The organism is Sphingomonas sp. Leaf407, from assembly GCF_001425385.1.
GTDB lineage: Bacteria > Pseudomonadota > Alphaproteobacteria > Sphingomonadales > Sphingomonadaceae > Sphingomonas.
The window spans coordinates 30,711-53,180 of sequence record NZ_LMQO01000007.1; the positions used below are offsets into that span (position 1 = coordinate 30,711).

A 22,470-nucleotide genomic window follows, 5' to 3' on the forward strand; every position below is an offset into this window, starting at 1 on the left:
GCGGATGGCAGCGCCGATCTTCGACGTCGGTTCGCGCGGCTTATAGAGTATTGACTGTCTACTCGGCAGGCACCTTTGACGATTGGGCGAGCTTCGCCCGGTGCAGCGCGGTCACGCGCTTGACCTGCGCGATGCTGCACGCCGCCAGTTCGGCGGTGCGCGCGATGCTCATGCCAGCCTCACGGAGCGCGATAATGCGGCGGTGGTGGGCGAGGTCGGGCTTGCGCCCCGTATAGCGGCCGGCGCGCTTGGCGATCTCGATCCCCTCGCGCTGGCGTTCGCGGCGCGTCTCGTAATCGTCGCGGGCGGTTTGCAGCGCGACGCGCAACAGCATGTCCTGCACCGCCTCCAGCACGATGCGCGCCACGCCCGAACTGTCGGCGACGAGGTCGGTCAGGTCGACGATCCCCGGCACCGCGAGCCGCGCGCCCTTGCCCCGGATCGTAGCGACGAGCAGCTCGGCCTCGGGCAGCGGCAAGCGGCTGATCCGGTCGATCTTCTCGGCGATCACCACCTCGCCCGGTTGCAGGTCGTCGACCATCCGCAACAACTCGGGCCGGTCAGCGCGCGCACCCGACGCCTTTTCGCGATACACCGCCGCGACATAGAACCCCGCCGCCCGCGCACCTGCAACGATTGCTTCCTGCCGTGCCAAATCCTGCTGGTCGGTACTGACGCGCAGATAGACGCGCGCTGCCCGGATCATCTCGTTTCGTTGTTCGCCCATCATTACCTGGCTTTCTTGAGTATAGCCATTCTGGCCATTTATCGTACAGTCGGCTACGAATATCGTATAGCGATTCTGTTTAGCCTAGCTTAGCGGTATAGCCTTTCCTAGCCATTGAGCGCGGCAAGATGAACGCCATGTCCTCGGACCGGTTGGAAAGGGTGCATATGGAAGCGGCAGGCTTTGGCGGCGGGTGCCATTGGTGCACCGAAGGCGTGTTCCAGATTCTGCGCGGTGTTGCAGGGGTTGATCAGGGGTTCCTGCAATCGACCCCGCCCGACGATGCCTGGGCCGAAGGGGTGGTCGTCGCCTTCGACCCTGCGGTCGTCCCGCTCGACGTGCTGATCGAGGTCCATCTGCGCACCCATTCGGCGAACAGCGGCTATTCGCCGAACGGACGCTATCGCAGCGCGGTCTATGTCGAGGGCAACGATCAGCAGCAGCGTGCGGAGGCGGCGATCGCCCGCCTCGGGCCGGACATCGCCACCGCCGCGCGGACAAAGGTGCTGCCACTCGTTGGCTTCCGGCCATCAGAAGCGTGCTACCGCAACTATTACCGCACCGATCCAACCCGACCGTTCTGCCGGCGCTATATCGATCCCAAGCTGGCAGCGATCCGGCGCGACTTTGCGGCCTATGCACTGCAATAGCGGTCGCGCTGTCGGCCATGCTATGGCGCGGCGGTAACGATCGATTCCGATGCCAGCCCGCCCCCCGCCGATTTCGTGGCGATCGACGTCGAAACCGCCTGTTCGCGGGTCAGCAGCATCTGCTAGATCAGTATCGTGGGCTTCGGCGGTGGTGCGGAAGTTTTTGCGTACGATACGCTGATCGACCCGCTCAACGATTTCTCGCCGTTCAACACCCGGATCCACGGCATCGCGTGGGAACATATCTTCGGCAAGCCGAGCTTCGCGCAGGTCCACGCGATCGTGTCCAAGCACTTCAAGGGGCGGACGGCGATCGCGCATTCGTCGTTCGACAAGGGAGTACTGACCGCCGCCTGCCTGCGCCACGCGCTGGCGCTGATCGAGACCGATTGGCTCGACAGCGCGGCGGTCGCACGCGCAGCATGGTCCGAGCAGCCCAACCACAAGCTCGGTACCCTGACCCTATTCCTGAAACTCCACCACCGTCATCACGACGCGCTGAGCGATGCGCGAGCGGCGGGAATGGTGGTGGTTCGCGCAATGGCGCACACCGGCTGCTCGCTCGCCGACTGGCGCGCGCCGCCCCGCCGGTCCTCGGCTCCCCAGCCAGCGGTCGAAGGACCGCTGAAGGATGCCAAGATCGCGATCCTTGGCTCCACCAAGGACGGATCGCTTGCCCGGCACCTCGCAGCGCACGGTGCATGGATCATGGTGTTGATCGGCACGACCAAGACGATGCTAATCGTCAGCAATGCGCAACCCTTCGGCCGCTTCGTCCATGCCCATGCCGACTACCGCCGCGCGGAGGAACTACGCCGCGGAAGTGCGACAATCGACATTGTCTGGGAGGACGTGCTGAGGGCGCGGATCGGGGCATGACGTTGAACCGCCGTTCGGTTGCCTCCGAGACAGCCAGTACGAATATCCGCTCCGATCAGGGATTGGCACCGATCGCTTCTTCACGCACGCAATCCCTGCCTACCCCAATCAAGCACGATTTCCCGTGGGACCGCTGTGCAAATGCAGCATAATTGTGTTGACGCAACGTGCGTCAATGCAGGATGAGCAGAATATTCTGTCTGCCGGGGGGCCTCAGATGAAAGCATACCAAAAACATCGAATACGACGGCGCGCTTCATCGGATGGCATCAGCGACCAACCGCAGGTCGGATTAATATGAAGACCGTTATCTTTAATATTGCATACGTCGGCTTTTTTAGTGACGTTCTGCTTACGCAGCATAATGACGCATTTGCTATCGACATTACTAAAAAACGTTTTGACATGTCAAATGCTTGCAAGTCACTTATCTCAAATTGTGAATTAAGAAATTCATTGAAAAATCGCATCGTAAAAATTAATTTGCCGCGTCATGCGCCGAGTGCATTAGCGTTTGCTAAATATTTTGTTATTTATAATTTAAAAAACTACAATATCGAAATGAAGAATTTTGATAAATATTCCGTAGGGTTAGCGAAGAAAAAATCCATTGCTGTCATACTAAATACAGCTACCGCTTTAGAAGCGACTATTTCAGTATTTTTTCTCCAAAATATTTTGGAAAGATTGAATACTGTTCAAGTAATATTTAATCAGAATTTTCTGCGGGAAGCTCAAGTATTGTACGGCAACCTGTACCCGTCGAGGAGCGATCCGAACGTGTCCGGACCTTCGCGACTACGTGCGTGTAGGAAACGGAAGATGCCCAATCCGAACAATTCCAAACGTTGCCAGCTTTCCATCAGGATCACAGGGCGTGGCCGTGCCCGGCACGATACCGGGACGCGTGGCTTGCCGCTACACAACGGCGGGACCGGCAATACCGGCTCCGAAGCGATCATAACGTCGGCGGCTCCCGGTCCCAACTCCGGTTCATCATACAGCAAGTCCATGGTGTAGATTTGGTCGAAAAGCATCTTATCATTCTGGGTATACGCGGCGTGCCTGCGGCCCATGGCGGCTTCGAGAGCTTTGCCGAACGCCTGGTACCGTGGATGGTACAGGCCGGATGGCAGGTCACGGTTTACTGTCAGGGCAGCGACACCGGCAAACGCTACGAAGACACTTGGGAAGGATGTCGCCGTGTCCATATCCCGGTGAAAGCCGGTGGCGCGCTGGGCACCATCGAGTTCGACATCAAATCCACCATGGCGGCGGTACGGGAAAATGCCGTGCTGCTTACGCTCGGCTACAACACCGGCTTCCTTTCGGCCTACGCGCGGCTGCGTGGCAAACTCAATCTCATCAACATGGACGGGATCGAGTGGCGCCGCGCCAAATATACCCGGCCCCAGCAACTCTACCTGTGGCTGAACGAACGCATGGCGTCCGCCTCGGGTAATATGCTGATCGCGGACCACCCGGAAATTTCGCGTCATCATGCAAGACATGTTTCGCCGGCCAAGATCTCGATGATCCCCTATGGCAGCGAGAAGATCGAAGTCGCCGATGAAGGCCGGCTTGCCGATCTCGGACTGGAGAAGAACGGATTCTTCACCGTGATCGCCAGACCCGAGCCCGAAAATTCGCTGCTGGAGATCGTGCGCGCCTTTTCCCGCCGCCCCCGCGGCGTGAAGCTGGTGGTCCTCGGAAAATACAGCAGGGACCACGCATATCAGAACTCGGTCCTTGCCGCGGCAAGCGACGAGGTTCTGTTTCCCGGCGCGATATACGACAAGCCGACCCTCCATGCGCTGCGACTGTTCAGCATCGCTTATGTGCATGGCCATCAGGTCGGAGGGACCAATCCTTCGCTGGTCGAGGCACTGGGCGCAGGCAACGCGATCATCGCGCACGACAATCCGTTCAACCGATGGGTGGCGGGAACTGCCGGGCGATACTTCGCCAGCGAGGATGATTGCGAAGAGCATCTCGAAAATCTGATCGCGTCCGATCCATTGCGGGAGGAACTGCGCAAAGCCGCCTATGATCGTTGGGCGGATTTGTTCACTTGGCCCAAGGTTCTGGAAGTATATCAGGAATTGATAGAAGCGGCGGCCGGCAAGCAAATTTCCTAACTCGTACTATTTTAATTTCGTTCGACTTTATAGTAGAACTGAAATTCCATCAAATGTAGTGTCTGACAGGTGATCGCAGTCTCCAGTTCACTATTGGAACGTACAGTGCTTAGAGTCCGTTTGAGAATGGTCAGGGATGTACGATCCGGCGCAGCATGAGGCTACCGAGGGCCACGTGGATCGTGGCCTCGGAGACGTCGAGGCGCTGTTCGTAATCGCGAACGAGGCGTTTCCATCTGGTCATCCATCCGAAGGTGCGCTCGACGACCCAGCGCCGGGGCAGGACCTTGAAGCCGGAAGCCTTGTCGGTGCGGCGGATGATCTCCAGGACGAAGTCGCGATACGCAGCGGCATCCATGAGGCGGGTACGGTCATAGGCACCATCGGCGAACAGATGCTTGAGCCACGGCCACCGCTTTCGAATGGTTGCCACGATCGCCTGAGCCCCGGCGCTATCGGAAATGTCGGCGGTGGTGAGATTGACTATCAGCAGCCTGCCGTCGGTATCGACGGCGATGTGTCGCTTGCGGCCGACCACCTTCTTTCCGGCATCGAACCCACGCTTTTGCGCCGCTGGCGCCTTGATCGACTGGCTATCGACAACGGCGGCGCTCGGGCTTTGTTCGCGTCCTTCGCGCTCGCGGTCGAGCATCAGCGTGACGTCGTGGATCGTGCGGAACAGCAGCCGGCGTACGAAGCGGCGGAACCACCAATATACCGTTTGCCACGGCGGAAAGTCGTTCGGCAACATCCGCCAGCCACCCCCCGTCCGGGCAAGATAGCGTAATGCGTCGAGCACCTCGCGAAGATCGGTCTTCGGCTTACGCCCGCGTTTTGGAACTGGCGGCAGGAAAGGCTGGACGAACCGCCATTCCTCGTCCGTCAAATCGGTTGGATAGCGCTTCGCTCGTCGTTCAAATCCAGCCATCCGGCCGCGGCTTTCTCGGGTCCACATCCCAACTCTGAATCATGCCGCAGAGCGTACTTCAACTCATTCTCAAACGGGCTCTTAGAGCAAAACCGCTCGTTTTGTGTTCATCAAAGCGGCGGACTCTATGGATCGGATTGCAGTTTCCCGCAGGCGGTCGAAGCAATCGATCAGGGAGGCCCCTGTTTTGACCGGACGAATCCAAGCCCAAGGAGGCCGGCCGCCATTTTCCTGGCCACCGGCACCCCCAGTGTTATGAGTGCCCGCGATCCCGAGGAACGCGGCTACAGGATAGTAAGTTTCGCTGGCCCCGCCCGGGGTGGGACGGAATGACAGAGCTGTCGCCGACGGAAAGCAGTGCCTCGTAACGGTCCGAAAAATCAGAACTCAGCCTGTTCAGTCATCGTGTACACATCGCGCAAAGTCGGCGCGAGTGCCAGTATACATGAACACCGTGCGCCAGCGCGGCGTCAGGCGGCGGAAACGGCCTATACCGGCATCACCGTTGGTCGTGTAATTCTGCCAGCGGCTGTGCCGCGTCTTCCAGTAATCCGCGCCAGCACCGACAAGATAGCGCGCGTTACGTGGCGATCCCGGCGCCAGTCGCGCCTGATAGACGACGAGCACGCCGGCCACGTCCGCCCCGTTCATCGGCACGCGACCTTCCTTCGGCCAGAAGTGGAACGGACGCTGCGGATCGAGCATCGCGCGCGTTCCGGCGGGGCCGTAGGTGATGGTCGTCGGGCTATTCTTGTTATTGTCGAAATTGGGCTTGAAGATGCGGCCCTCGAGCCGGTCCGAGCGCGATACCTGCTCCCAAGCGCCCGAGCCGCGGCGGAGGAGATAGCCGCGCATGTTCCTGAGCTCGACGCCAGCGACGGGATTGGCGGTCGCGCCCTCCGCCGGGAAGATTTGGCCCCAAGGCACGAAAGCTGCGTAATCGGCCGGCTTGGTGACAGCGTTGCGGCGCCCGCGGTTGCGCCATGTCGTTCCCGGCTTCACGCCAAGCGGCAAAGCGTCGTGCGGCGCGGTGGTAGAGGCGAGCGCTTCGCGTCGGTCGGCGGCGGACAAAGACTTTAGCAGCGATACACAAGAAATTTTTGTATCATTTGCTAGTATAGCCGAAGCATCGCAAGGCAGTCCGCAAATCAGGATCACCAAAATTGCCGTAGCTATCCGAAGTCTGTTCATACGTTCGATGTTCCCGGATCCCTTCGGAGCTAATACTAATCGTTTTGTAATTCTTCGTTTACAGAATCTCTGCGGAGAGAACTTGATATAATCAATCCGGTGTAAAGATATAGAAAGGCCATTCCCTCTAATATTGACGTGGCTTTAAAGCTGACTAATATTGATACCACTGCGCTAAACAGACCCGCTCGAAAAAATCTGAGATAGGTAGGGCCGCCCGCGGTAAAAGTTATCAAGAAGACCAAGAGTATGAATACTGAGAATATTGCAAGCGCAAGATATCCGGCATCAAGAATTAATGATAGATAATAGTCGTCTATCGTGAACGTCCCCCCGAAACGGGCTCTGATGCCAGCCAAAGCAGCGGAATTTCCCGCGCCATGTCCATTGATTGGGCTGCTCTGTATTGCCGCATCGCCGTTTTGCCACATTAGTGCCCGCATATCTGAACTACGTTGTTCTACCGCAGACCGGCCAACTGCAAGCGTTTCGACTGTGCCGGCAATGATCGGCACAGCGAGAATCGCAAAGGGTAAAGCAACTACCGCTGCGGCAAGCGCGAGCTTGCTACGGCTCAAGCTAACGAAAAGAAAAATTGAGCATAGTACGCCAGCTATCAGGGCAATAAATCCCGAACGAGACCCGCTAAAATAAATTGCAATAACGCACGAAGCCATTGCTACCATGCAAAGTAACCGAATACGGCCGGACAGAAAAATGCTCAGTACGATTGGAAAGGAAGAAGCTGAAACCTGACCCAAAACAATAGGATGGCTAAAAAACGCCTGAGAGCGAAAAGCTTCTTCCCGTGACTTGTCTTGGACAAGCATTTGCCTAAATTGATCATCGATTGTTATGGGAAGATATTGCATGATTAAAGCGGGCAAAGAAAGGCGGGTAATCTGTTCGACTAGGGCTGCTATCATAATAGCAACCGCGCTCCAGCAAACAATTTTACCTATTCGATCGCGAATATCGGAACGTCGCGCTGACATCAGGGCTATAAAAAAAAGACTTCCGCCCCAGATAAGATCACGCAAATCATAGTAGATAGAACTTGCTACTGTCCTCGACACTATATCCGCGTAAAATCTCACAGTGAAAAAAATGCCGAAAAATACGGCAGCTACCGTGGACAAATATGTTAGCCGGCTGTCGGTTTTCCGGCCAAAGATTAAAAATGCAGCTGACAACGAGATGCAAATCAGTACCATTATAGTATATGGACTGACGCTCGGCGCTATTACAATAAATTTAGGCCACAGGAACAAAAGAGCGATCAGCGCTAGGAAAGCTCGCTGACTGGGCGTAGAAAAAAGAGAATTCATTTTATCTTTCATACGCTAGACCGGTACATCCCTCTCTAGCGTTAACTGCCCGGCGGTGTCGAGGGCAGGCGGCGCAGCGTGCCGAGCACGTTCTTGGCCAGCCAGACCGGGTTGGAGCGCGCCGCAAGCGCCGCAAGCCGCAGCCCGGTATAACGCGGCCGCTTGCGCCGGCCGACCACCAGCGCACCGAGCCGGGCGAGGATCACGCGCTTGCGATCGCGCTGATAGGGCTGCATCTTCTCGATCTCGCCAGCGTCGAGCGGTTCCAGCTCGATCAGCTTGCACGCCTCGATCTCGCGCAGCAGCGCCCGCCCGCGCTCGGTGCGGACCAGCACCATGCTACGACCGTCGCGTTCCTCAAAATCGGGATAGCCGTCCTTGCCGTACCAAGCGTCGGCGCAGACGATGTCGGCGAATTCGCCGGTGCCGTCGGGGCAGATCTTGCAGCGGAATTGTAGCGTGCGGCTGAGCATCATGCCCCAGCTGCTGTTATAATCCATTGTCGCCTCGGTCCCGTCAAACCGGGTCGCGCGGGTGAGGCCGGGCCAGCCGCGCCCGCGAAATTCGAACTTGCTGACCTGCGCCGCCTCGACCTCCAGCTTCTTGAGTACCGCCAGCGCCCCGAACCGGCTTGGCACCCCGGCGCAGAAGAAGGAGAACATGTAGGGCACCTGCGCGTCGATCCGCAAATCGACCTTCGCCATCCGCCGCAGTGCCGCCACGTCGCACGGCTTGCCGATGAAGGCGAATTGCTTGCCGGTTTCCAGATACGCATTCAACTCGGCGAGCGGGCTCGACGGGGCGTAGCGCGATCCGGCGCCGGAGAGAATGTCGGTGCGGTTGTAGCTGGGACTGGTGACGTTGCCGAGCGGCTCTTCCGGGTCGGCACGGGTGTGGACGACGAAATCGACCGCCTTGCTCTCGAGCAGGTGGATCGCGAGCTGGCTGATGACTCCGCCCGACGACCCGCGATAGCGCACCTCCGGGTCGGTCGAACTGCCGGTCCACAATTCCAGCATCGGCCCCCAAGTATCGTCATAGGGGCGCCCGGCAGCGTCCTGTTCGATCGCATGGCCGCTGCATATCGCCTCCAGCCCGGGCTGCGGTGCGGCGCGCAGCGCCTCGGGGCGGGTCGGGCGGTTGAAGCCGCGCTCGCTCAGCGCCATCGTCACATCGGGCAGGTTCGCGCATGCGCCGCACCCTAGGCACAGGTTCGACTGCACGACTTGTTCGACCGTAAGCGTCATCTTCACCCCTGCGATTTCGTCAGCGCGCGCAGCACGCCGTGTACGTCGATACCCCGATCCCCGTGCCGCGCACCGGCTAGCGCCCGTTTGATCCGTCCCACGTCGGGCGGGCCGAGGATAGCGTTGACGATGGTGCACGCTTCCTCGGGTAAGCGATCGCCGAAGCGGCCGCGCAGCTGGGCCATGTTGTTGCGCACCGCCGCCGCCTGTTTCGTCCAGGTCCGCTGCCGTGCCGTCAATTCGGCGGGCAGGGTGGTGAGCAGCCGTAGCGCTTTGGCGATACGACCCTCGCCCGCGCGGGCGAGACCGATGCTGTTCGATCCGTGCTGGCGATACTGCACCAACGGCACGTCGACATGCCCGATATGCCCAAAGATTGCGGCGAGCTGGATCAGCCAGTGATCGTGGATGTCAAGCAGCGGGAAGGGGAGGGCGATATCGAGCAGCGCGCGGTTCATCAGCATCGCGCAGCCCGGCACATGGTTGTTGAGCACGAAATCGCGAAAATCCGATGCCTCGCCCGACTTGATTGAGGAGCGGAAATAGGAAGCATTGATGACCCCGAGCGTCTCGTCGACGATTGCGAGGTCGCAGAAGGCCAGCGCTGGCACGTGCTTGCCGTATTGCGCCTCGAACCCCGCGACCTTTGCCTGCAACAGGGCGATCTTGCGCGGATCCCACACGTCGTCCTGATCGCACAGCGCGACATAGGGCGCATCGGTACAGCGTAGCGCATTCTGAAAATTGCGAGTAATGTCGCGCTGCGGATCAATCGGCGCGACGTGGAGATCGAGCGTGCCGCGCCGCCCCTCGATCACTTGGAGCGTATCGTCGCTCGATCCGTCGTCGGAAACCCATATACGGATGGCTGGCCAGGTTTGCGCCGCCAGCGAATCGAGCTGCTCGGGCAGGAAACGCGCGCCGTTGTAGGTGGCAAGCGCGATGTCTACGCGGGGCGGCTCGCTCATGCCCTGCCTCGGGATGAACTCGATCGGGGCGGAACGACGCTGAAACGCATGATTTGCAACGTCTCCTTTCGCTCATCTTCGGTGCATCATGCCCGAACCCTGCTCCCCAGCCGGAAAAGTCCATGAGCAGCGCCAATTGCCTATGGCAATTTTGCGCACTTGCTGCAATGCAATAGGCTGCACCGGATGTCGGAAGACATCGAATGCGGTCGAGGCGAAACGTTTATTGCGTGCCGAATCGGGTTGGAGTGACTGGCGAACTCGGCCATGCACTGCGGCGCGTCAGCGGTTCGGTCGACAGCGGCGCTTACTGATCTGAACGAGGGGGGTAACGGCGATGCGTGCATTGCGGATTGGTTTGTTGTGGCATCAATTCGGACGTCCGAATCTTGGTGTTGATGCGCTAAGTCGATCCAATATCGCTATCCTACGCGCCGCTGCGGAATCGATCGGGGCCTCCGCGCGGTTCGTCCTCTTCGGCAAGCCGGGCGAGGATTTCGCGCTGGACGAGGATGTTGAGTTGGGGCCGTTCCTTCGCGTGCGCGAACTAGCGACGTTCAATACGCGCAAATATCGCGACGAGCTGAAGAAGTGCGACCTGATCGTCGATATCTGCGCCGGCGATGGCTTTACCTCGATCTACGGCAAGTTGCTGTTCAGCCTGCATGCGGTGACCAAATATCATGCGATCCGGTCCGGTAGTCCGCTAGTGTTCGCTCCGCAGACGATCGGCCCGTTCGAAAGCTTCTGGACGCGATCGATCGCGCGCTGGATATTCAACCGCGCGCGAAAGACCTTCGCCCGCGACAGCCTCTCGACCGTGGCGTTCAAGGATATGGGCGCGCGTTCGCCCTTTGAGGAAGTGATCGACGTCGCATTCCGCCTGCCGTTCGAACCTGCCGCAGCGAAGGCACCGGATGCGCCGGTGAAGGTGGGAATCAACGTTTCCGGCCTGCTCTATCGGGCGGGCGAGCAGTTCCAGCTGACGATCGATTACGCCGAACTCAACCGACGCCTGATCGCACAGTTCGGCGCGATGCCGAACGTCGAGGTCTGGCTCGTGTCGCACGTCCATCACGATGCGGACGACATCGACGACGATTATCCCGTCCTCCTCGAACTGGCGAAGGCGTTCCCGGGCACGAAGGTGGCGCCGAAATTCGTCAATTCCGAGGAAGCAAAGTCCTTCATCGTCAATCTGGACTTCTTCACCGGAGGGCGGATGCACGCCTGCATCGGCGCCTTCTCCTCGCTCGTGCCGGTCGTACCGATCGCCTACAGCCGGAAGTTCAACGGCCTGTTCTCGACCCTGGGCTACCCGCATGTCGCCGACGGCAAGAAATTGAACACCGACGAGGCTGTCGCCGCCGTGATCGCGGGATTCCACAACCGCGCGACGCTGCACGCGCAGGCGACGGCGGCGATGAACGACGTCGCCCGGCCGCGCCTCAATATTTATCAGAACGCGATGGCGGATCTGCTCAAGGAGGTAGCCGCCTGATCGGGGAGCGCCTGTACGCCGGTCTGAAACCGGCCTGAGCCGGGTCTGCGGCTCAGGCCGGTTTCAGACCGGCGTACAGGCGCGCGACGGAATCGAAATAGCGCTCGCTGGAATGGACCACGCGGGCGTAGGCCGACCCGCTGCGTCCGCGCTCTGCGAGCTGCGCCGTGCCGGTGTCGTCGACCGTGCGCAGGGCCTGCGCGAGCGCGGTGACATTGCCGCTCTCGAACAGCCATCCGCCATCCGCATCCGCGATCATCTCCGGTATCCCGCCGATGTCCGCACCCAGCACGGGCCGCTCGAGATAGAACGCCTCGAGCACCGACATCGGCCCGTTCTCATACCATTCCGAGGGAAGTACGATCGCCCGGGCGCGACCCACCGCGTCCCAGAGGGCGTCGCCGTCCAGCCTGCCGCGTAGCACGACCGGCGCGTTCAGGCTGGCGATCAGCGCCGAAATCTCCGGCAGGGAAGGCCCCGAGCCGATGATCTCGACCGGGACCGAAGCGGCTGCCGCCGCGCGCACCAACGTGGAAAGCCCCTTTTCCGGGGCCAGCCGGCCGAAATAGGTGATCGGCGCGGAATAATCCTGGATGAAGCGCGCATCCACGGGTGCCGAGAAATTGGGCACATGCGCGATCCGGTCCTCGGGCCAGCCCCATTCGAGGAACTTGTCCCGATAGAATTTGCTGGGCGACACCACCAGCGCGACGTGCTTGCGATAGCTGTCCATCCGGCGATAGAGCGCCGCCTCCGCACCGACGATGAGGCTGGCGCCGAGGCTGTCCTTCACGCAGCGATGGGATGCGACGTTCCATACCGAGCCGGTCTTGCAGCGCTCGCAGATACCGCCGGCATTCATCATCTTGTAGGCCGGGCACAGGATCTTCAGATCGTGCGCGGTGATGACGATCGGCACGCCATGATCGGTCAGGACCGGCAGGATCGATGGCGTGATGTGATGATAGGCGCAGTGGATATGCGCGACATCCGGCCGGTATTCGCCCAGGATTCGGCGCACCTTCGTCACGGAATCCGGATTGTAGATGGTCCGGAGCGCGACGTTCAGCTTGGCCGCCGCCCCGCTGGCATATTCCGAATCCACCAGCTCGATGAAATGCCTGTCGTCCTCGGTCGGCAGGTTCCGCGGATGCTTCATCGAGAAGAACCGGTTCTCCCAGCCGTTGCCCGTGAAAAGCCGGGCGTGATCGAGATATACGGCATCCGATCCGCCGCGGCGGTAATGATATGAGTTGATCGACAGCAGCTTACCCACCGATACCTCCATCCGGCGCGGGGTGGGTCACGCGCGATCCGCAGGGCCACCGCTCTATCCCTTCCGCCGATTGCGACGCCAGCATCATGGCGGTGCCCATGATATTGGTTTCGAGGAAGATTGCGGCGCCGGTGATCGGGCGGTCGACATGGCTTTCGGCGGCGAGATGCATCATCACGTCGGGCCGACGCTTCGCGAATACCGCGTCGATCACGCTACGATCGCGGATATTGGCCTGATGGGTCAGCGCATCGACATTGACGAGATCATAGCCCTTGTCCGCGACCCGATGGCGACACACCGCCGACCCGATGAACCCGGCACTCCCGGTGACTGGGATCTTCATCGTTTCCCCCGTTTCGATTGATCCGCCCGCTATGCTTCACTGCACAAAAATCCACAAATGAAACGCGCCGTGCAGGCGCTCAGGCGTCCATCCCCGCCGATTTCGCGAAATGCGCCGCCGGGCGGAACACGAGATCGGGCTGTTCGGCGGCGAGCCGGCGCAACTCCTCCGGATCCAACTCCCACCAGCGCGTCGCCTCGATCGCGGCGATCGTCGCCTCGTCGAAGCGCATCCGCACCACGCGCGCGGGATTGCCGGCGACGATCGCATAGGCGGGCACCGGCCGCGTCACGATCGCGCCCGCCGCGATCACCGCGCCCCGCCCCACCGTGCCGACCTGCGGCAGCAAGGTGGCGTTGTGGCCGATCCATACGTCGTCACCGATCACCAGTTTGGCATAGGGCTGCATGCTGCGATCAACCACGCCGAGCGTTTCGTTGTAGAGATAAGCGGTGAGGCCGATGAACTCGATGCCATGGTTGCGCAGGAAGATCTGCGCGGCGGGCGCGAACGAGCAATAGCGCCCGATCGTGACGCCCGCGGGCACGCGCGCGAGATCGAAACAGCCATAGCTGTACATCCCGATCTCCACCCCCAGCGCGCGATAGCGGCGGCGCAAAGCGAGGCTGGTATGCTCCTCTTCGAAACTGTGCCGCCCGCGCAGTCGATTTATCAGTCGTCGCACGCCGTCCCTCCCTCATGCCTGCGCATCAGATCGCCCACACCAATGCCGCCGCCGCGAACGTGATCGCCGTGCCCGCGATCACCGTAGCACGTGAGACGAACACCGTCGCGCCGCGCCGGCGCAACAGCGCACCGCCGAGCACCAGGATCAGCGGCACGCCGGACAGTGCCAGCAGCCACGCGCTCGCCTTTACCCCATGGGACGGCAGCAGCCACGCGCTCGCGCCGGCGAACGTCGCGATCGCGACGAGTTGCGCCGCGATGCGCGGCCCGACCCTGCCCATCGCCGCAAGCTGGATGCCGAACGCGGCCGAGGCGAAACGCAGCATCACGAATGCGCCGAAGCCGCGCCACAGCGGCACGAGCTCGCCATAGGCAGGGCCGTAGATCAGCGGCGTCACCAGCGGGCCGACGAACGCAAAGCCCAGCCCCCCCGCCACCGCCAGCATGACGAACTCGACGTCCAGGCGACGCGCACTGCGTCGGAACCCGGCGGCATCCGCGCGTCCGAACGCCAGCGACAGCGTGGGCATGTAGACGGTTGAGAGCACCATCGCGAACGGCATTATCATCTGCACCAGCCGCGCGCCGGCCTGATAGATGCCGATATCGTGCGCGCTGAGCACGGCGGCGAACAGCAGCACGTCGATCTGGCTGGACAGCGTGGTGAGGATGCTGTCAGCCGCGAAGCCCTTCGCGGTGTGGAACGTCTCCCCCAGCCGCGCGCGCGCCGGCGCGGCGGGTGGCGGCGTGGCGAGATCGCGGCGGATGACGAACAGGATGATGCCGAGATACAGCAGCCGCGTCACCGCGAAGGCGATCGCCGCCGCGGTGATGTCCCGCGTCGCGGCGGCGACGCCCGCCACGCCCGCCATCAGCAGCACGCTCGTCGCTACGACCAGCTTCGCCTCCACATCGAAGCGCCGGTGCGCGCGCATTACGATCAGCGCGAGATCGCCCATCGCATAGGCGGTGACGCCGACATAGGCGAGCGCATAGGCGGGGAGCAGCGAGGCATCCGCCACTGAGAGCAGGATCGCCGCCCCGATCGGCGCGATGAGGAGCGCGAGCAGCGTCTTCAGCGCCAGCGCGTCGCGCACGATCCGCGCCGCGTTGTCCGGCGCCATCGCCGCGCGGCGCAGCGTCGCGACGGAGAGGCCGAAATCGGTGACGATCGAGACCAGCCCGGTATAGGCGATCGCGCTGGCGAAGATGCCATAGGGCGCGGGGCCGAGGAAGCGGGCGAGGACGACGAAGGTGACGAGGCCGACGCCCATCCGCGCCAGCGTCGCGCCCAGCATCAGGATCTTGTCGCGGTTGCGCGGGCCGCCGGCGTAGGGATCGGACCCGGCACCCGCCGGCGCGCCGGTGGTTTCAGGATCGCCTTCGGCGGCAGATGTCGTCATCACGGTGCCGGCGCGCGGATCAGTCGCGCGGCACCATGGCCGCCCGATGCTCGCCGATCAGCCCGACCGCGCGATCGCCGGCGATCCGATGCGCGCTCGGCACCTCGGCATAGTAACCGAGGATTTGAAGCCATGGGAAGGCCTGCTCCCAGCGCGCGCGGCAGGCGACGCGCCGGATCGCCGATCCGCGCATCGATCGCAACGGCGCCTTGCGTTTCGTCGGCGAAGGAAAGGTCGCCATCGCCCACGACCCGGCGATTGAACGGGTTGTCGTGCGCGATTACCGCGCTACCGGCACCCGGTGCTTCCCCCAGTGAGGGTTTGGTACCGCCAAGGCGATGAACGTGGAGACAGGCGAGCGGGAAGAAGCGCATCGCGTGTAGCACCGGTGTCTTACAGATTGCGCCGGTGAACAGCGCGTCGGACCCGGTCGCCTCGATCACCGTGCTCTGGTCAGTGCTGAGGACGACGAGCTTGATGTCGCGCGGCCGGGTCGAAAAGCTGCGGACGATCTTAAGGATCGAATTTTCCGGCACGGGGCGGACGATGAGTACCATGAACCAATCTGGTTCGAGGCTGTAGCTGGCAAGCGGCGCTGGATCAGGATTGGAAATCGGATCGCCACCATAAGAAATTATCGCGTTGATTGCCGCCAGTGTGGCGAACTTAATCGGACCCGCCGATCCACTTCGCCGGACGAAAATATAAATCCGGCGGATGCACTCCCATTTGCCGACATGACGTCGGCCGCTCTCGCTGCTTTGATAATAGACCGTTATGCCCCGACCGAGATCACTCGGATAACCGGCGAGCCGCTCCACAAATGTCTTAAATTCCCCGTACGACGCCGGGATGCCACGAACGCCAGGCACGATCAGTCTTGGCCGATGATGAGAGTGTGAATACGACACAGTAGATTGCTCTGCACCGAACGACGACTGCCCGCAAGACGCCTGTGTTGACGTAGAGCGTGAGCGCTGCGGACGGGTTTGGTACAGAGCCGACCACGGTCGAACCGTCAGTTTATATGATGGCTGGACTTGTAAAATCTTTATATCATTGACTTGATAATCTAAGGTACGTTTGAAAATATCGGCCAAATCGTTCAAGAATAGTTAATAGTGTGAGTAATAGGAGTTATTTATTGCGCTGACGGGTAGCCTGCCGTGTGAATAGCGTTGCGTCTGATTTGGAGGTTAGAAAAATAGATCCTGGACGAATGGGTTTCATATTATCATTCTTCAGACCGGATGTCCGCGCCGTAGTCAGATTCAGCGCAAGTAAATGAACGGATTCGCCTTAGTAACCGTTCGCATGCTTTGGCCGGAAAATTAAATTCTACGGAATCTTTACAGGATTTCCAGAAAGGCTGCGCTCCGATTCAACGTGCTGACTGTTGGAAGTCAGGGTGAGTAACCAGATCGTATCCGCGGGATTTGCGTGATCGGGTAATTTTGGCTGCCAAGGAGGAGGGTTTGCCGCGCCGCGAAGCGGTAGAGCGCTGTCGGACCAGTGATGCAGTGGCGGTGTGATGACTTCAGGCGCTGCGACAAGGTCGGCGCAAGGCGGCGGTCGGCGTTCCCGCTTGTCAGGGTATCGGACCTTGCTGGTCCCGCTGATCAAGACAGAACCAGATCTGACGCCATGTGTCGTAGCGGAGCGTCTGTAGGCTGAGCACAGCGTTAGAGCGGATACCGGTCCGCTTGTTCACAGGCAATTGGATAACTTCCCACAAAACGTCTATGCCTTCAAGCGGTCGTACCCCTCCGGTGGAGGCCGCATTGCCTGGAACTGACGGGTTCTGGAGGTAGCACTGGTGCAAGCGCGGGTGTTTGCACTGATATTAGCGACGGTGCGATGGTACCCATCCGGTCAGGGCCGCGAGCTGAACCTGTAGTAGCAGGATGAAGGGTCACTGAGCGTTTCTTTCAGGTAGTCGATGCCGTTGCGGGTAAAGGCGGTGGTGGATGGAGCATCGTCTTCGTCGCTGTCGACGATGAAGATACGTCCGTCTTCAGGTTCCATCGCCATGCTGGCGATCTCCTCGACAAGGGCTTCCTCGACACCGAGCGTGTTAGACCACGCACCGTGCAGTCCAGGCGAAGGTTGGACTCGCCATCAGGCGGCCCGGGCGAGTGCAGGCGTTGAGGCTGTCGGTCGCCAGTTCCACGGCAGCAGTTCCCCAAGCCGGTTCTGGGGCATGTCGGCGATACGGGTGAGGACGTCGGCGAGCCAGGCCTGCGGGTCGATGTCGTTTAGCTTGGCGGTAACGATGAGACTGTACATGAACGCCGCGCGGTCGCCGCCCCGGTCGGAACCGGCGACCAGAGGTGGCTCGGTTTGTCTGAACAGGCTCGCGGCTCGGATAAGTGGATTGCCGCTGGTGAATCACGCCGCTGCGAGTAGCGGCTTGTCGAAGTATATCTGGTCGGGCGTGCGACCACCAAGCGCGGAGTGTGGCCTGACGGCATTGTAGAAGCCGATGTAGCGGCCGATACCAGCGCGAGCCTCGGGGACCGAGGCGTAGGCGTTGAGATACACCTCCTCGTATTTCACCGAGCGCCAGAGGCGTTCAACGAATACGTTGTCGCGCCAGCAGCCCTTGCCGTCCATGCTGATGGCGATCTTCTTGCGCAGGAGGACAGCAGTGAACGCGGTGCTGGTGAACTGCGACCCTTGGTCGCTGTTGAAGATCGCCGGCTTGCCGTAGTGGGCCAGCGCTTCCTCCAGCGCCTCGATGCAGAATTCGGCATCGAGCGAGATCGACACCCGCCACGCCAGCACCCGCCGGGTGAACCGGTCGATGATGGCGACGAGGTAGACGAAGCCGCGTGCCATCGGGATGTAGGTAATGTCGGCAGCCCAGACCTGGTTGGGCCTCGTCACCGCCAGCTTGGCCCAGCAGGTAGGAATATATCTTGTGTCCCGGTGCCGGCTTCGACGTGTTCGGGCGACGGTAGAGTGCCTCCAATCCCATCCGCTTCATCAGCGTCGCGACATGCAGCCGGCCGACCCTCGTGCCCTCCTGCCGGAGCAGATCGCGCAACATCCGGCTGCTCGCGAACGGGTAGAGCAGGTGCAACTCGTCGATCCGCCGCATGATCGTCAGATCGGCCGGGGATACGGCTCGCGGCAGATAGTAGATGCTGCCCGCGGCTGATCCCGAGTTGCTGCGCCTGGGCGATCAGTGGCAGCGCATGACCTCGGTCGATCATCGCTTTGCGCGTGGGCCAGACCGGCCTTCCCGAGCGCACCGGCCAAAAAATCGTTCGCCAGCGTCAGCTCGCCGATCTTGGCGTGCAGCACCGTCACGTCGATCGCCGGCTCGGTCGCTGCCGGCTCCGTCCCGAACACGTCCGCCGCGCCTTCCAGCAGCCGCGCCCGCCACTGATTGATGAGGTTCGGATGCACGTCATACTGCTGCGCCAACTCGACCAGCGTCTTCTCACCCTTCACGGCGGCCAGTGCCACTTTCGCCTTGAACGCCGGGCTGTGGTTCTGGCGCGGTCGCTTACTCATCTTGCCTCCTCCTCACGGCCAGTATGGCCGCTGTCAGATCGGCAATCCACTTATCCCCGCTGTGCAGATTTCCCGAGCCACCTCTCCGTGACCCGCATTCCGGGGACCTCTACATCTTCCGGGGCCGGCGCGGCGACCTAGTGAAGATCCTGTGGCACGACGGTGTCGGCCTGTCGCTGTATACCAAGCGGCTCACCGCGGCCGGTTCATCTGGCCTGCGGCGGTGGACGGTGTGATGGCGATCACGCCGTCGCAGATGGCGTGTTTGCTGGAGGCAATAGACTGGCGCAATCCGCGCACGACGTGATGCCGCCGAGCACGACGTGCTCGCCTACATGACCTTCCCCGAGCAGCACCGCGTGAAACTGCACAGCATCAACCCGCTCGAACGGCTGAACAAGGAGGTGAAGCGCCGCGCCGACGGCGTCGGCATCTTCCCCAACGAGGACAGCATCACCCGCCTCATCGGCGCCGTGCTCCTCGAGCAGAACGACGAGTACCAACTCCAGAACCGCTACATGCAGATCGAGGGCATGGCGGCTCTCGCCACACCACAGATCGAGGAGGTGACGCCGCTACAGATTACACCCAAGGCCGCCTGAACGATGCGGCCCGGGGCCACACCCGAAATTACACCACGTTGACGGACACAACCATTGCCCGGCATCGACCAAGGACAACTGCTGTTGGTCAACGAACGCTCGGGTGGTCGCCTGATCGTGCTCAATGAGCTTCAGGCACATCTCGATGAACAGGGTGCGCGGGGCCATGGCCCAGAAGGGGTCGGAGGCCCCGCCATCGGACGGGATGAGGGCTGCGGCAGCGGCAGTGAACTCGCTCTCGGTGTCGCAGTCGTCGAAGATCGACCACGCCGGACAGCGGGTATCGAGCGGGTTGAGAATGGGGTCGCGGACGGGGTCGTAGAATACCTCGACGTAGGAGCCGGTCGGGTCAAAGATGGCGGCATGGTCGCCCCGCGTACGCATCTGGCTGATGAGGTCGCGCAGGACGGTGGTCTTGCCCGATCCGGTGGTGCCGATGAGCATGGTGTGCGCTTGCTCGGTGCGGTACGGATAGGGCAGTCCGGCGAGCTTGTAGGGGTAGTGCAGCCCGGCGGCGGCGAGCGCTTTCTGGGTGAAGGTTGCGACCTGTTTTTCGGTAAGACCGTGGCGATCGCGCGCTTCCTTCAGGAACTGGGCACGGTTGTACGCGCCAAGCTCGGTACGCAGCACCGCGTGCTCGACCAGCGCGGCTCCGCGCTTGTGGCGCTCATCGAGGATTTCGCGGCCGCGTCGCTGCGAATAATCAACGAACCAGATCGCGAACGGAATGGTGGTGAAGGTGGCGAGCAACAGCGATCCGATCAGGCCGCGCATTGCCTTGTTCCAGGCGCGAGTGACCTCGCCGACATAGGGCACGAGGCCCATGACGGTGCGGCGGCGCGAGCCGTCGGGCATGAGCAGGTCGACGGCCTTGGTTTTTCGAACCCGATCCAGTGCCACAGCCATGCTAGGACACGCATGCAGATGAGCTGGACGTTGTTCTCGTTGAGGGTCAGCAAGAGGATGACGCTGTAGGCGAGGAAGAAGAGTATCCCCCAGTTGATGATGGGCACCTTCACGCCCGAGTACCACATCCGCATCCCGTGGGAGAAGAGCTGCGAGCCGCGGGTGAAGTTGCCCGAGTTGTGCGGCGGCTTGCCGCGCCCGGAGCGGTGCTTGAGCTTCAGGGGGCGCCGATCGGAGCGGATGTCATTCGGCATGGTATTTTTCCATGCGGCGGTCGGTTTCGGCAAGGATGCGCGGGCGCAGATCAGGGTATTGCTGAGTGATGATCGCGTCGATCGCGATCTGCGTATACTCGCTGATCCGATGGTGGCGCAGGTTTCCCTGCGACACCTGATCCAGACGATCCAGATGTTGCCCCACCGCCTGCCGAATGATGTCGGAAGGAGTATTCGCCGATTGCTTCGCCAGCGCTTCAACACGTGCGAATTGTTCGGGTGTAAGTCGAACCGTACTGTGACGGAATGACATGATGCCAGCCTCCTAAAGGCTGTTATGGACTTGGAAGCGGGCCTGATTCATCGAGTATTGGATGAACATTTGCCGCAAGCCGTATCCGTCTGATGTCAGCGATGAGGAATGGTCGCTGGTGGCGCCGTACCTGCTGTTGCAACGTGAGGATGCGGGCCAGCGGGAACACGACCTGCGCGAGGTGTTCAACGGCCTGCGCTACATCGTGAAGACCGGCGCGCCGTGGCGATGATGCCCAACGACCTTCCACTCTGGGCGGCGGTATATCAGCAGACGCAGCGTTGGCTGGCGGCGGGATGCTTCGAGGCGCTGGTGGACGATCTGCGCGCGGTGTTGCGTCTGGCGGCGGGGCGCAAGGTCGAGCCGAGCGCTGCGATCATTGACAGCCGAACGTTGCGCTCCACGCCCGAGAGCGGCGAGCGGGTCCGCTATGACGGTGGGAAGCGCAAGAAGGGCTCGAAGATCCACATGGCCGTTGATACGCTGGGTCATCTGCTGGCGCTTCATGTGACGCCGGCCAGTACGGAGGACCGCGGCGAGGTGGAACGGCTCACACGTACCGTGCAGGCGGTCACCAACGACACCGTCGAACTTGCCTGGGTCGATCAGGGCTATACCGGCGAGCGAGCCGCCAGTGCCGCGGCCAAACACGGCATCGCCCTTGAGGTCGTCAAACTGCCCGAGGCCAAACGTGGCTTCGTCCTCCTGCCGCGACGCTGGGTCGTCGAACGGTCATTCGCTTGGGCGACCCGCTTCCGACGTCTCGTCAAAGATTACGAGCGCTACGCTGAAACACTCGCAGGACTTCACGTCGTCGCCTTCGCCTGCCTCATGATGAAGCAGGCCACTGCGCTCGCCGCAGGTTCATAACAGCCTCTAGCAGGGAGGGCTGGTGGGGTTCAGAAAAGCGGTTCGCGTTACCGTACGCTCGTGGTTTGCGCAATCCCGAACGGGCCGGGAATGATAAATTGTGTAAGCGGCAAGCATACAGCTAAGGCCCTAATCTTGCGATATTGCTTCCGGGGTATGCCGTACGCTTACAAAAGCGCACCGGACCGCATACAGATCAGTATAATGCTAACCATCTGTAATTACGTCAGAACTCCAGCGGCGCAGCCGCGTAGGGTGTGCTACTCTTCTGTCCTGTTCCATGTATTGTTCAATGCTTCCTCGTTCTTCCGGTTCGGGGATCGTGGAAACCGGATTCCGGCGGGGCACGACGTCACCGTGAGGTGCGATAATGCTGGTCGAAAGGAGGCATCGGCGGGGGTCGACCGATACCGGGACAGGTGCTGCATAGCGGTGCTTCCGTCGCGGGGCTGAAGGGGTAGGGAGAGCCGTCCAGAACCCGATGAGCCGACGTGAAAGGTTCAAGGAAATGGCGAAGTCACTGAGTGAAGAAATGACCGCGATTCTGGTCGAGGAGCGCAAGCTTGCCGACCAGCGCAAGGCGCATCTGGTGAAGGTGCGCGAGGCGGGTATCACGAGCGTCGAGAAGGCGGGTCTGCTCAAGCTGCCGCTCGATCGTCTCGAAGGTCTGATGAAGGCGGTGAAGACGCTCGGGGTGGAGGAGACGGAACGCCGGTTGCAGGCAAGGGCCTGACCCGGCGATACCATTCATCCGGCCCATGGCCGCGTCGGGGTTC

General features: G+C 61.2%; 21 protein-coding genes and 6 pseudogenes. 9 read left to right on the forward strand and 18 right to left on the reverse strand.

Annotated features, from left to right (window positions below):
* Positions 1-58 precede the first annotated feature (58 nt).
* Positions 59-706 (reverse strand): recombinase family protein, encoded by a 648-nt coding sequence (locus ASG37_RS16580; RefSeq protein ID WP_235525328.1) that lies wholly within the window; start codon positions 704-706, stop codon positions 59-61.
* Between the two features lie 149 nt (positions 707-855).
* Here ASG37_RS16580 and ASG37_RS16585 point away from each other — a divergent pair, with 149 nt between their 5' ends.
* From ASG37_RS16585 to ASG37_RS16595, 4 genes are all read left to right on the forward strand, one after another.
* On the forward strand, positions 856-1,377 hold the full coding sequence (locus ASG37_RS16585; protein ID WP_235525332.1) for a peptide-methionine (S)-S-oxide reductase: 522 nt from the start codon (positions 856-858) through the stop codon (positions 1,375-1,377).
* 135 nt (positions 1,378-1,512) lie between these two features.
* Entirely contained in the window at positions 1,513-2,256 is a 744-nt protein-coding gene (locus tag ASG37_RS16590) for an exonuclease domain-containing protein (RefSeq protein WP_235525333.1), read from the forward strand.
* Between the two features lie 297 nt (positions 2,257-2,553).
* The gene (locus tag ASG37_RS17770; protein WP_156349275.1) at positions 2,554-3,276 is read left to right on the forward strand and encodes a hypothetical protein; all 723 of its coding nucleotides are present in this window, start codon (positions 2,554-2,556) and stop codon (positions 3,274-3,276) included.
* A 2-nt stretch (positions 3,277-3,278) separates the two neighbouring features.
* Positions 3,279-4,394 carry a DUF1972 domain-containing protein gene (locus ASG37_RS16595; RefSeq protein WP_055763053.1) on the forward strand — a complete coding sequence of 372 codons (1,116 nt, stop codon included), beginning with the start codon at positions 3,279-3,281 and terminating at the stop codon, positions 4,392-4,394.
* 130 nt (positions 4,395-4,524) lie between these two features.
* Here ASG37_RS16595 and ASG37_RS16600 read toward each other — a convergent pair whose 3' ends face one another.
* From ASG37_RS16600 to ASG37_RS16615, 5 genes are all read right to left on the reverse strand, one after another.
* Positions 4,525-5,349 carry an IS5 family transposase gene (locus tag ASG37_RS16600; protein ID WP_082448636.1) on the reverse strand — a complete coding sequence of 275 codons (825 nt, stop codon included), beginning with the start codon at positions 5,347-5,349 and terminating at the stop codon, positions 4,525-4,527.
* 369 nt (positions 5,350-5,718) lie between these two features.
* Positions 5,719-6,393, reverse strand: coding sequence for a hypothetical protein (locus ASG37_RS16605; RefSeq protein ID WP_156349276.1), 675 nt, complete (start codon positions 6,391-6,393; stop codon positions 5,719-5,721).
* A 155-nt stretch (positions 6,394-6,548) separates the two neighbouring features.
* Positions 6,549-7,853 (reverse strand): O-antigen ligase family protein, encoded by a 1,305-nt coding sequence (locus ASG37_RS17460; RefSeq protein WP_082448638.1) that lies wholly within the window; start codon positions 7,851-7,853, stop codon positions 6,549-6,551.
* A 29-nt stretch (positions 7,854-7,882) separates the two neighbouring features.
* Positions 7,883-9,088, reverse strand: a complete 1,206-nt coding sequence (locus ASG37_RS16610; protein WP_156349277.1) for a Coenzyme F420 hydrogenase/dehydrogenase, beta subunit C-terminal domain — start codon at positions 9,086-9,088, stop codon at positions 7,883-7,885.
* Positions 9,089-9,090: 2 nt separating this feature from the next.
* Positions 9,091-10,056 (reverse strand): glycosyltransferase family 2 protein, encoded by a 966-nt coding sequence (locus ASG37_RS16615; RefSeq protein ID WP_055763062.1) that lies wholly within the window; start codon positions 10,054-10,056, stop codon positions 9,091-9,093.
* A 337-nt stretch (positions 10,057-10,393) separates the two neighbouring features.
* On the opposite strand from ASG37_RS16615, the gene ASG37_RS16620 reads away from it, so the two are divergent.
* Positions 10,394-11,557 carry a polysaccharide pyruvyl transferase family protein gene (locus ASG37_RS16620; protein ID WP_082448640.1) on the forward strand — a complete coding sequence of 388 codons (1,164 nt, stop codon included), beginning with the start codon at positions 10,394-10,396 and terminating at the stop codon, positions 11,555-11,557.
* A 52-nt stretch (positions 11,558-11,609) separates the two neighbouring features.
* Here ASG37_RS16620 and ASG37_RS16625 read toward each other — a convergent pair whose 3' ends face one another.
* The 10 genes and pseudogenes from ASG37_RS16625 to ASG37_RS18170 form a co-directional block, all read right to left on the reverse strand.
* Positions 11,610-12,833 (reverse strand): glycosyltransferase, encoded by a 1,224-nt coding sequence (locus tag ASG37_RS16625; protein ID WP_162233488.1) that lies wholly within the window; start codon positions 12,831-12,833, stop codon positions 11,610-11,612.
* Positions 12,826-13,179, reverse strand: a complete 354-nt coding sequence (locus ASG37_RS16630; protein ID WP_055763071.1) for an NAD-dependent epimerase/dehydratase family protein — start codon at positions 13,177-13,179, stop codon at positions 12,826-12,828. The genes ASG37_RS16625 and ASG37_RS16630 overlap by 8 nt, the downstream gene beginning before the upstream one ends.
* A 79-nt stretch (positions 13,180-13,258) precedes the next feature.
* Positions 13,259-13,864, reverse strand: a complete 606-nt coding sequence (locus ASG37_RS18235; RefSeq protein ID WP_200909861.1) for a CatB-related O-acetyltransferase — start codon at positions 13,862-13,864, stop codon at positions 13,259-13,261.
* A gap of 25 nt (positions 13,865-13,889) precedes the next feature.
* Positions 13,890-15,269, reverse strand: a complete 1,380-nt coding sequence (locus ASG37_RS16640) for a lipopolysaccharide biosynthesis protein (protein WP_055763076.1) — start codon at positions 15,267-15,269, stop codon at positions 13,890-13,892.
* On the reverse strand, positions 15,269-16,090 hold the full coding sequence (locus ASG37_RS17775) for a hypothetical protein (RefSeq protein WP_235525334.1): 822 nt from the start codon (positions 16,088-16,090) through the stop codon (positions 15,269-15,271). Before ASG37_RS17775 ends, ASG37_RS16640 begins: the two co-directional genes overlap by 1 nt.
* 1,051 nt (positions 16,091-17,141) lie before the next feature.
* Positions 17,142-17,300 (reverse strand): hypothetical protein, encoded by a 159-nt coding sequence (locus tag ASG37_RS17780; protein WP_156349279.1) that lies wholly within the window; start codon positions 17,298-17,300, stop codon positions 17,142-17,144.
* Between the two features lie 87 nt (positions 17,301-17,387).
* Positions 17,388-17,597, reverse strand: a pseudogene (locus tag ASG37_RS16650) (transposase domain-containing protein); the annotation flags it as partial.
* 60 nt (positions 17,598-17,657) lie between these two features.
* Positions 17,658-18,206 (reverse strand): annotated as a pseudogene (locus ASG37_RS18165) (IS3 family transposase); the annotation flags it as partial.
* Between the two features lie 70 nt (positions 18,207-18,276).
* Positions 18,277-18,369 (reverse strand): annotated as a pseudogene (locus ASG37_RS18240) (hypothetical protein); the annotation flags it as partial.
* Positions 18,370-18,374: 5 nt separating this feature from the next.
* Positions 18,375-18,788, reverse strand: coding sequence for a transposase (locus ASG37_RS18170; protein WP_268795759.1), 414 nt, complete (start codon positions 18,786-18,788; stop codon positions 18,375-18,377).
* Positions 18,789-18,811: 23 nt separating this feature from the next.
* On the opposite strand from ASG37_RS18170, the pseudogene tnpB reads away from it, so the two are divergent.
* Together tnpB and ASG37_RS16665 are read left to right on the forward strand one after the other, a co-directional pair.
* Positions 18,812-19,095, forward strand: a pseudogene (gene tnpB, locus ASG37_RS18245) (IS66 family insertion sequence element accessory protein TnpB).
* Positions 19,094-19,390: pseudogene (locus ASG37_RS16665) on the forward strand (transposase); the annotation flags it as partial. The pseudogenes tnpB and ASG37_RS16665, both read left to right, overlap by 2 nt.
* On the opposite strand, the gene ASG37_RS16670 reads toward ASG37_RS16665, so the two are convergent.
* The gene (locus ASG37_RS16670) at positions 19,364-20,296 is read right to left on the reverse strand and encodes a type IV secretion system DNA-binding domain-containing protein (protein WP_057687657.1); all 933 of its coding nucleotides are present in this window, start codon (positions 20,294-20,296) and stop codon (positions 19,364-19,366) included. The pseudogene ASG37_RS16665 and the gene ASG37_RS16670 overlap by 27 nt on opposite strands.
* A 243-nt stretch (positions 20,297-20,539) precedes the next feature.
* The gene (locus tag ASG37_RS17785) at positions 20,540-20,824 is read right to left on the reverse strand and encodes a CopG family transcriptional regulator (protein ID WP_156349280.1); all 285 of its coding nucleotides are present in this window, start codon (positions 20,822-20,824) and stop codon (positions 20,540-20,542) included.
* A gap of 61 nt (positions 20,825-20,885) precedes the next feature.
* On the opposite strand from ASG37_RS17785, the pseudogene ASG37_RS16680 reads away from it, so the two are divergent.
* Both ASG37_RS16680 and ASG37_RS16685 read left to right on the forward strand, forming a co-directional pair.
* Positions 20,886-21,694: pseudogene (locus tag ASG37_RS16680) on the forward strand (IS5 family transposase).
* A 508-nt stretch (positions 21,695-22,202) separates the two neighbouring features.
* On the forward strand, positions 22,203-22,427 hold the full coding sequence (locus tag ASG37_RS16685) for a hypothetical protein (RefSeq protein ID WP_055763096.1): 225 nt from the start codon (positions 22,203-22,205) through the stop codon (positions 22,425-22,427).
* Positions 22,428-22,470 lie beyond the last annotated feature (43 nt).

Excerpts from the sequence above, each read along its gene's own strand:
- ASG37_RS17460 (WP_082448638.1), bottom strand. The coding sequence starts at position 7,853 with ATGAAAGATAAAATGAATTCTCTTTTTTCTACGCCCAGTCAGCGAGCT.
- ASG37_RS16640 (WP_055763076.1), bottom strand. The coding sequence starts at position 15,269 with ATGACGACATCTGCCGCCGAAGGCGATCCTGAAACCACCGGCGCGCCG.
- ASG37_RS17785 (WP_156349280.1), bottom strand. The coding sequence starts at position 20,824 with ATGTCATTCCGTCACAGTACGGTTCGACTTACACCCGAACAATTCGCA.
- ASG37_RS16610 (WP_156349277.1), bottom strand. The coding sequence starts at position 9,088 with ATGACGCTTACGGTCGAACAAGTCGTGCAGTCGAACCTGTGCCTAGGG.
- ASG37_RS17770 (WP_156349275.1), top strand. The coding sequence starts at position 2,554 with ATGAAGACCGTTATCTTTAATATTGCATACGTCGGCTTTTTTAGTGAC.
- ASG37_RS16600 (WP_082448636.1), bottom strand. The coding sequence starts at position 5,349 with ATGTGGACCCGAGAAAGCCGCGGCCGGATGGCTGGATTTGAACGACGA.
- ASG37_RS16670 (WP_057687657.1), bottom strand. The coding sequence starts at position 20,296 with ATGGCTGTGGCACTGGATCGGGTTCGAAAAACCAAGGCCGTCGACCTG.
- ASG37_RS16630 (WP_055763071.1), bottom strand. The coding sequence starts at position 13,179 with ATGAAGATCCCAGTCACCGGGAGTGCCGGGTTCATCGGGTCGGCGGTG.
- ASG37_RS16685 (WP_055763096.1), top strand. The coding sequence starts at position 22,203 with ATGGCGAAGTCACTGAGTGAAGAAATGACCGCGATTCTGGTCGAGGAG.
- ASG37_RS18170 (WP_268795759.1), bottom strand. The coding sequence starts at position 18,788 with ATGAGTAAGCGACCGCGCCAGAACCACAGCCCGGCGTTCAAGGCGAAA.
- ASG37_RS16585 (WP_235525332.1), top strand. The coding sequence starts at position 856 with ATGAACGCCATGTCCTCGGACCGGTTGGAAAGGGTGCATATGGAAGCG.
- ASG37_RS17780 (WP_156349279.1), bottom strand. The coding sequence starts at position 17,300 with ATGGCGATGGAACCTGAAGACGGACGTATCTTCATCGTCGACAGCGAC.
- ASG37_RS16615 (WP_055763062.1), bottom strand. The coding sequence starts at position 10,056 with ATGAGCGAGCCGCCCCGCGTAGACATCGCGCTTGCCACCTACAACGGC.
- ASG37_RS16580 (WP_235525328.1), bottom strand. The coding sequence starts at position 706 with ATGATCCGGGCAGCGCGCGTCTATCTGCGCGTCAGTACCGACCAGCAG.
- ASG37_RS16620 (WP_082448640.1), top strand. The coding sequence starts at position 10,394 with ATGCGTGCATTGCGGATTGGTTTGTTGTGGCATCAATTCGGACGTCCG.